6 protein-coding genes are annotated in these 7,853 nt (G+C 67.0%); 3 read left to right on the top strand and 3 right to left on the bottom strand.

The window, feature by feature from the left end; all coding sequences use genetic code 11:
* The 3 genes from G3N94_RS38245 to G3N94_RS38235 all read right to left on the bottom strand — a co-directional run.
* Positions 1-223 (bottom strand): NAD-dependent epimerase/dehydratase family protein (locus G3N94_RS38245; protein ID WP_205799399.1); only part of this gene is annotated, 223 nt, incomplete at its 3' end.
* Positions 210-1,253: a GDP-mannose 4,6-dehydratase gene (gene gmd, locus G3N94_RS38240; protein ID WP_205799398.1), complete on the bottom strand. Its 1,044-nt coding sequence runs from the start codon at positions 1,251-1,253 to the stop codon at positions 210-212. The genes gmd and G3N94_RS38245, both read right to left, overlap by 14 nt.
* 31 nt (positions 1,254-1,284) lie before the next feature.
* On the bottom strand, positions 1,285-2,346 hold the full coding sequence (locus G3N94_RS38235) for an acyltransferase (protein WP_205799397.1): 1,062 nt from the start codon (positions 2,344-2,346) through the stop codon (positions 1,285-1,287).
* A gap of 496 nt (positions 2,347-2,842) precedes the next feature.
* Between G3N94_RS38235 and G3N94_RS38230 the strand changes: the two genes are divergently transcribed.
* The 3 genes from G3N94_RS38230 to G3N94_RS38220 all read left to right on the top strand — a co-directional run.
* The gene (locus G3N94_RS38230; RefSeq protein ID WP_205799400.1) at positions 2,843-5,029 is read left to right on the top strand and encodes a hypothetical protein; all 2,187 of its coding nucleotides are present in this window, start codon (positions 2,843-2,845) and stop codon (positions 5,027-5,029) included.
* Positions 5,030-5,096: 67 nt separating this feature from the next.
* The gene (locus G3N94_RS38225) at positions 5,097-6,563 is read left to right on the top strand and encodes an oligosaccharide flippase family protein (protein WP_205799396.1); all 1,467 of its coding nucleotides are present in this window, start codon (positions 5,097-5,099) and stop codon (positions 6,561-6,563) included.
* Positions 6,560-7,853 (top strand): glycosyltransferase family 4 protein (locus G3N94_RS38220; RefSeq protein WP_205799395.1); only part of this gene is annotated, 1,294 nt, incomplete at its 3' end. The genes G3N94_RS38225 and G3N94_RS38220, both read left to right, overlap by 4 nt.

Raw genomic sequence — 7,853 nt, 5'->3', positions numbered from 1 at the left:
GCGCGTCGGCGGCGGCCGCGCGCAGCGCCTGCGGATCGAGCAGGTCGACCGGCAGCAGCGTGCAGCGCGCGAGGGCCGGATCGTCGGGCAGCGGCGCGCCGGGCGCGACCGTGCCCCATACCTCATAGCCGGCCGCTTCGAGGCGTTGCGCCATGTAGCGGCCGGTGAAGCCGGTCAGGCCCGTGACGAATGCACGGCGCGACAGGCGTTCAGTACGTGTCATGGTGACGGTTCCGCGTCAGGTCGGCTTCGACCATCATCTGGCAAAGCTGCTCGAGCGTCGTCTGCGGCGCCCAGCCGAGCTTGGTTTTAGCCTTGTCCGCGCAGCCGATCAGCAGGTCGACTTCCGCCGGCCGGTAGAACTTCGGATTCACCTCGACGAGCACGTTGCCCGTCGACGCGTCGAGGCCACGCTCCTGTTCGCCCTTGCCGGTCCACTCGATCTGGTAGCCGGCGGCCGCAAACGCCATCCGCACGAAATCGCGCACGGTCTCGGTGCGGTTGGTCGCGAGCACGTAGGTGTCGGGCTCGTCGATCTGCAGCATCCGCCACATCCCTTCCACGTATTCGAGCGCGAAGCCCCAGTCGCGTTTCGCGTCGAGGTTGCCGAGCTCGAGGCGGGTTGCCTTGCCGAGCTTGATCTTCGCGACGGTGTCGGTGATCTTGCGCGTGACGAATTCACGGCCGCGCAGCGGCGACTCGTGGTTGAACAGGATCCCGCTGCTGCCGAACAGGCCGTACGACTCGCGGTAGTTCACCGTCGTCCAGTGCGCGAACAGCTTCGCGACGCCGTACGGGCTGCGCGGGTAGAAGGCCGTCGTTTCCGTCTGTGGAATCGCCTGCACCTTGCCGAACATTTCGGACGTCGAAGCCTGGTAGAAGCGCGTCTTCGGGGTGACGACGCGGATCGCCTCGAGCAGGTTCAGCGTGCCGAGGCCCGTCACTTCGGCGGTGGTCGACGGCTGGTCGAACGACACGCCGACGAAGCTCTGCGCGGCCAGGTTGTACACCTCGTCCGGCTGCGTGCGTTCGAGCAGGCGCAGGCTCGAGCCGGCGTCGGTCAGGTCGTGTTCGACGAGCGTGAGGTTCGGGTGCGTGTCGACGCCGAGCTCGGCGATGCGCCAGAAATTGACCGAGCTGGTGCGGCGATAGGTGCCCGTGACCTGGTAGCCCTTGTCGAGCAGCAGCTTGGTCAGGTAGGCGCCGTCTTGCCCCGTCACCCCGGTAATGATGGCCTTGCGAGTTTGGCTCATGGCGATGTCCTAGTCGAAACGATGAATAAAATCAGGCAGTGGTGCGGACGGCCGCGGGCAGCACGCCGCGCGCGGAGCCGCGCGTCAGGCGCCGCTCGAAGCCGTACCAGGTCGCGGTTGCATACGCGAGCGTGATCGCGAGTGCGAGCGCTGCGGTCATGTAGCGGTTCAGGTGCAGCGGCCAGAGCGCATACAGCACGCTCAGGTGGATCAGGTACACCGTGTAGCTGATCGTGCCCACGTAGACGAGCACGGGGTTCGTCAGCACGCGCTGCACGAGGCCGCGGCCGCGCAGCGCAATCACGACGATCGACGTGCACAGCAGCAGCGAGATGCTGTAGAGCGCCGCGTTCGACAGCGGCGTGTTCGCCGCGCGGAAGCGCGGGAACGACAGGTGCAGCCAGCCGAGGATCGCGAGCGCCACGAGCGCGCCCACGACCGCGAGCGGATAGAACGGCTCGAGCGCGCGCCGGTCGCGGCGCAGCACGATCGCGAGCAGCGCACCTGCGGCGAGCAGGTCCATCCGGAACGGCGTCAGGTAGTAGATCGGCCAGAACGAGTCGAACCACGGCGTCGCGATCGCGCGCAGGACCGGCGCGATCACGATCAGCGCGGCCGCGATCCACAGTAGCGCACGCTCCGAACACCACAGCACGACGAACGGCCAGAAGATGTAGAACTGCTCTTCGACCGCGAGCGACCACAGCACGTTGAGGCTGTCGTGGCCGATGCTGCCGAGCGACAGTCCGATGTTGGTCGAGAAGAACGCGAACCACGGCCAGTGCGGCAGCCAGCTCGCGCCGAACAGCAGCGTCGACACCGCGAGCAGCAGCACGTACGGCGGCAGGATGCGGCGCACGCGGCGCGCGTAGAAGTGGCTGAAGTACGACTGCCCGCGCGCCTTGCGGTCGAGCAGGATGCCGGTGATCAACAGGCCGCTCAGCACGAAGAACAGGTCGACGCCCATCCACAGCGGCGCCTTCAGCGCGTGCTGCAGGAATACGGCGCCCACGGCGATCGCGCGCAGCCCGTCGAGCTGCACGATGCGGCCGTGTTGCGGCACGGGCGTGTCGGCGGTGCGCGGGACCGTCATCGCGCCGCTCCTATGCGACGGGCCGCGGGTCGCGCGGCGCCTCGCGCATTCGATGCGTGAACGTATTGCATGCCTTTAAATGAAATATCGAATCGAAATCGATTCTAGGGAAAAGAAATCGGCAAAAAAACGCACGCTATTTCCCTGACGAAAAACATTCGATATCCATTCATTTCACTGCGGCGGGAATTTTTTTACGGCGGCGGCGCGCGGCCGGCCCGCGAAATGCGGCATTTTCTACAGCTCCGACCCCGTCGGGCGGTCGTTATTGCCGCCTTTCGGTGCGTTCCCGGATGGGTTCCGGTTCGATATTCCGCTCAGAAACATCCCCAAATATTTCCAAATTTCTTGTGATTATTTTTGCTTGTAACCTGCATCGCGTCGTTTGAAACCCATTTAGCGATGCGGCATTTGCCGGCCTGCGGCCGCGCTGCCGGATCGCTGAAGCATCGAGTGGAGAAGCGCATTGCAACGTCTGATACTGGCCGCCATCGCGATGGGTGCGGCATGGCTGACGTGGGCCGCGCCGGCCGAAACGGTGTTGCCCGCGACGACGTCGTGGATCGGCAATACGTACGGCTACGGTGACGGCAGCTGGACGCAGATCGATATTCGCGCGATCGCGGTGACGCCCGACGGCAAGGTGTATACGAATGCGCCGTGGGACGAGAGTGGCGCGGAGGCGAGCGTCTACCAGGACGGCAAGATGCTCGGCTTCGCCGGCGGCACGCACGGCTGGGGCAACCTGGGCGGCAATGCGGTCGCGGTGAACGGCAAGTATGCGTACGTTGCGATCGGCGTCGGCAACGAGCGCGGCCACCTCGTGTCGCCCGGCATCTGGCCGGAGAAGGGCAAGCAGTGGTTCGGCATCTCGCGGCGCACGATCGGCGACATGAAGCAGCCGGCGCCGTTTCGCGCGGCGCCGCAGTTGGCGCCTGGCGGACGGGCCGATGCCGGCCGCGCGCGGATGGCCGCGAGCTTCATGATGGTCAACGAGGTGCCGGCCGCCGCGCGGCCGGAAGTGGGCGCGGTGAAGGCGGAAGTGGGCGGCCTCGCGGCCGACGACAAGACGCTGTTCGCGACCAACCCGACGCATGACGAAGTCGACGTCTACGACGCCGAGACGATGCAGAAGAAGGGCACGTGGAGCGCGCACGAGCCGGGCCGCGTCGCGCTCGCCGGCGACGGCACGCTGTGGCTCCTGACCGATACGCTCAACGGGCCCGCGCATCTCGTGCACGTGCGCGCGGATGGCCGCAAGATCGATGACGGGCCTGCGCTGCCGGAGAACACCGACGCGGTCGACGTCGCGGTCGACGCAAAGGGGCGCGTGCTCGTCGCCGACAACGGGCCGCGTCAGCAGATCCTGATCTTCTCGAAGGGCGGCAAGGGCTACACGCTGTCCAGCACGCTCGGCGAGCGTGGCGGCATCTTCGCCGGTCCGGTGGCCGGCCGGCCGGGCCCGCAGCGCTTCAACGGACTGACGGGCGTCGGCGTCGATCGCGCCGGCAATATCTACGTCGCGACCAACGGCATCGGGCCGCGTCACGACACGATCGGCGCAGGCCTCGGCGCGGTGCTCGAGAGCTACACGCCGGACGGCAAGCTGCGCTGGCAGGTGCAGGGGCTGCTGTTCGTCGACGGCGCGTGGATGGACCCCGCGCGGCCGAACAGCGTGTACACGGGCAACAAGCGTTTCGAGCTCGACCTGTCGAAGCCGGCAGGCCAGGAATGGAAGTATGCAGGATTCCTGTCGAACCGCTTCAAGTATCCGGACGATCCGGTGTTCCACACCGACCAGTGGCCGGGCATGCCGATCGCGCGCCGCCTCGATGGCCGCACGTTCCTGTACCTGACCGACATGTACGCGGATCACCTGAAGATCTACCGCTTCGATCCGAAACGCGACGGCGAGGTCGCGATCCCGTCGGGTCTGCTCGCGGGCCGCGCGCGGCCCGTCGACAACGTGCCGAACAAGCCGCCGGGCGGCGACTGGATCTGGCGCGACGCGAACGGCAACGGCCGCCTCGACGCCGACGAGTTCGAGACGAACACGACGGGCAAGGCGAAGGCGGGCGGCTGGGGCTGGTGGGTCGACACGAAGGGCGACATCTGGCGCACGAGCGACGTGCGCGGCATCCACCGGTTCCAGTACGGCGGCGTCGACAAGGCCGGCAACCCGATCTACGCGTACGACAAGGTCACGACCTATCCGATGCCGCAGCCGTTCACGCAGCTGCGCCGCGCGATCTACGAGCCGCAGACCGACACGCTGTATGTGACGGGCTATACGGCCGACGCGCCGCCGCAGCCGGGCATCAACAAGGAAGTCGGCCGCGTGCTGGTGCGCTTCGACAAGTGGTCGACGGGCTCGCCGGTGGTGCGCTACACGGTCGCGCTGCCGTGGCAGCTCGACGCGAAGCCGATCCTGGACCTGATCGGGATCACGGTCGAGGGCCGCTACATCTTCACGGTGGAGCCGGTCGGCAAGATCCACGTGTACGACAAGGAAACCGGCAAGGAGCTTGGCGTGATGAACCCGGGACCGGAAGTCGGCAGGGCGTCGGGCTGGGTCGACGTGCCGTTCGGCATCAGCGCGTACCGGCGCGAGAGCGGCGAGTACCTCGTGTTCGTCGAGGAAGACGCACGCGGCAAGGTGCTGATGTATCGCTGGAAGCCGTGACGGGCGGCAAGCGCAGCGGCGCCCCCATCGTCATCACGCGGCTCATCACGCAGCAGAAGGCGGGAGCATGGACAAAGGTATTCTCAAGAACGTTTCGATCAATTTCATCGGGCTGATCCTGCCGACCTTCGTGTCGCTGGTGACGGTGCCCGCGTACATCCACGCGCTGGGCGTCGAGCGCTACGGCGTCGTCAGCCTCGTATGGACGCTGATCGGTTATTTCGGGATCCTCGATCTCGGGATGAGCATGGCCGCGCAGAACCACATCTCGAAGGCGCTCGCGAGCGGCGACGCGGACGAAAGCGCGCGCGTGTTCTGGAGCGCGTTCTGGCTGAACCTCGGCACCGGCATCGTGGGCGGGCTGCTGATCTACTTCGGCGCATTCGTCTACACCGCGTATTTCACGAAGGTGTCGGCCGACATGCAGCACGAGGTGTATCTCGCGCTGCCGTGGCTCGCGCTCGCGATTCCGCTCGCGAACGTGTCGTGGGTGTTCGCCGGCGCGATCAACGGCGCCGAGCGCTTCGGCGTGTTCAACACGAACCAGACGATCGGCACGTTCCTGTTCCAGCTGCTGCCGCTCGGCGCCGCGTGGTGGATCGCGCCGAACCTGCAGACGGTGCTGGCCGCGGCGGTGGTCGCGCGCCTGATCGCCGCGGTGATGCTCGGCCAGGCGAGCATCAAGGTGCTCGGCATCCGGCGCATCGATCCGCCGCAGTGGGGCACCGCGAAAGGCTTGTTTAACTTCGGCGGCTGGATGCTGATCGCGAGCACCACGAGCATGATCGCCGACACGCTCGACCGCGTGATGCTCGGCGCAGGCATGGGCGCGAAGTTCGTCACCTATTACACGGTGCCGCAGAACCTCGTCACGCGCTTGAACATGCTGCCGAACGCACTCGTGCGCACGCTGTTCCCGCGGTTGTCGGCGGTCGGCCGCGACCATGCCGATACGCTCGCGCGGCAGTCGCTCGAATTCCTGAACGGCGTGTTCACGCCGGTCGGCATCGTCGCGATCTTCGCGCTCGCACCATTTCTGACGCTGTGGGTCGGCCCCGATCTCGCCACGCATTCGGCGCCGGTCGGCCGCGTGCTCGTGATCAGCGTGTGGCTCGTCGGGCAGGCGAGCGTCACGCGGATCCTGATCCAGTCGCAGGTCAACCCGGCCCGCGCGGCATTCGCCGGGCTCGTCCAGATGCCGTTCTTCGTCGGCGGCCTGTGGTTCGGCATTCATCATTTCGGGCTGGTCGGCGCGGCTGTCGTCGTCGCCGCGCGCGCGCTCGTCGACTACGGCGTGCTGCTGTACCTGTCGGCGATCCGGATGCGCGCGATCGTGCTCGACATGGCCGCGCATCTCGCGTTCCTGCTGGCGAGCCTGTTTCTCGCGCAGGCGTGGCCGGGGCTCGTCGAGTCGATCGGCATGTGCGCGATCGTGCTGGTGCTGAACGTCGCGTGGTCGCTCACGATGACGCCTGGCTTGCGCGCGCTCGTGCGCGATCTGTTTGTCCGTCTCAATGCGAGGAGAACTGTATGAATCGCGATCTGGCGGAACACGCCGTATTGAATGTGGCCGCGGCCGATGCCGCCGTGGCCGAAGCCGGCGACGCCGTGCGGCGCCGCGCCCTGTCGGTCGAACGGGCGTCCGCGCGCCATCCGGCCCGGCCGCTGCGCGTGGCGATCGTCCACGACTGGCTCGTCACGTATGCAGGCGCCGAGCGGGTGCTCGAGCAGATCGTCGCGTGCTTCCCGGACGCGGACCTGTTCAGCCTCGTCGATTTTCTCGATGACCGCGCGTTCGTGCGCGGCAAGCCGGTCACGACGTCGTTCATCCAGCAGTTACCGTTCGCGCGCACCAAGTACCGCAGTTATCTGCCGCTGATGCCGCTCGCGATCGAGCAGCTCGACGTGTCCGACTACGACCTCGTGATCTCGAGCAGCCACGCGGTGGCGAAGGGCGTGCTGACCGGGCCCGACCAGGTGCACATCAGCTACGTGCATTCGCCGATCCGCTACGCGTGGGATCTGCAGCACCAGTATCTGGAGCAGTCGAATCTCACGCACGGGCCGAAGTCGCTGCTCGCGCGGATGATCCTGCATTACATCCGCAACTGGGACACGCGCACCGCGAACGCGGTCGACGGCTTCGTCGCGAACTCCGCGTTCATCGCGCGGCGGATCAAGAAGGTCTACCAGCGCGACGCCGCGGTGATTTTCCCGCCGGTCGACGTCGACGCGTTCTCGCTGAACACGGTCAAGGAGGATTTCTACCTGACCGCATCGCGGATGGTGCCGTACAAGAAGATCGACCTGATCGTCGAGGCGTTCTCGAAGACGCCCGAGCGCAAGCTGGTCGTGATCGGCGACGGCCCGGAAATGCAGAAGGTGCGCGCGAAGGCTGGCCCGAACGTCGAGGTGATGGGCTACCAGCCGTTCGCGGTGCTGCACGACCGGATGCGTCGCGCGAAGGCGTTCGTGTTCGCGGCCGAGGAGGATTTCGGCATCTCGGTCGTCGAGGCCCAGGCGTGCGGCACGCCCGTGATCGCGTACGGGAAGGGCGGCGCGCTCGAGACCGTGCTCGATCCGCAGTCGGCCGCGCTGCCGACCGGGCTGTTCTTCGACGAGCAGACCGCGCATGCGATCGTGTCGGCCGTCGACGAATTCGAGCGCGCGCCGCAGCGCTTCACGCCCGATGCGTGCCGCGCGAACGCGGAGCGGTTTTCCGCGGACACGTTCCGGCGGCGTTTTCTCGACTATGTCGAGGCGGCATTGCCGGGCGCGACCGCGCCGCACGGTGCCGGCGCCGGCGGCGCGCCGCTGGCGGCCA

This window comes from Burkholderia sp. Ac-20353, assembly GCF_017104785.1.
Classification (GTDB): domain Bacteria; phylum Pseudomonadota; class Gammaproteobacteria; order Burkholderiales; family Burkholderiaceae; genus Burkholderia.
Note: the sequence above shows the minus strand (reverse complement) of the source record. Positions and strands in the feature narration are given on the sequence as shown.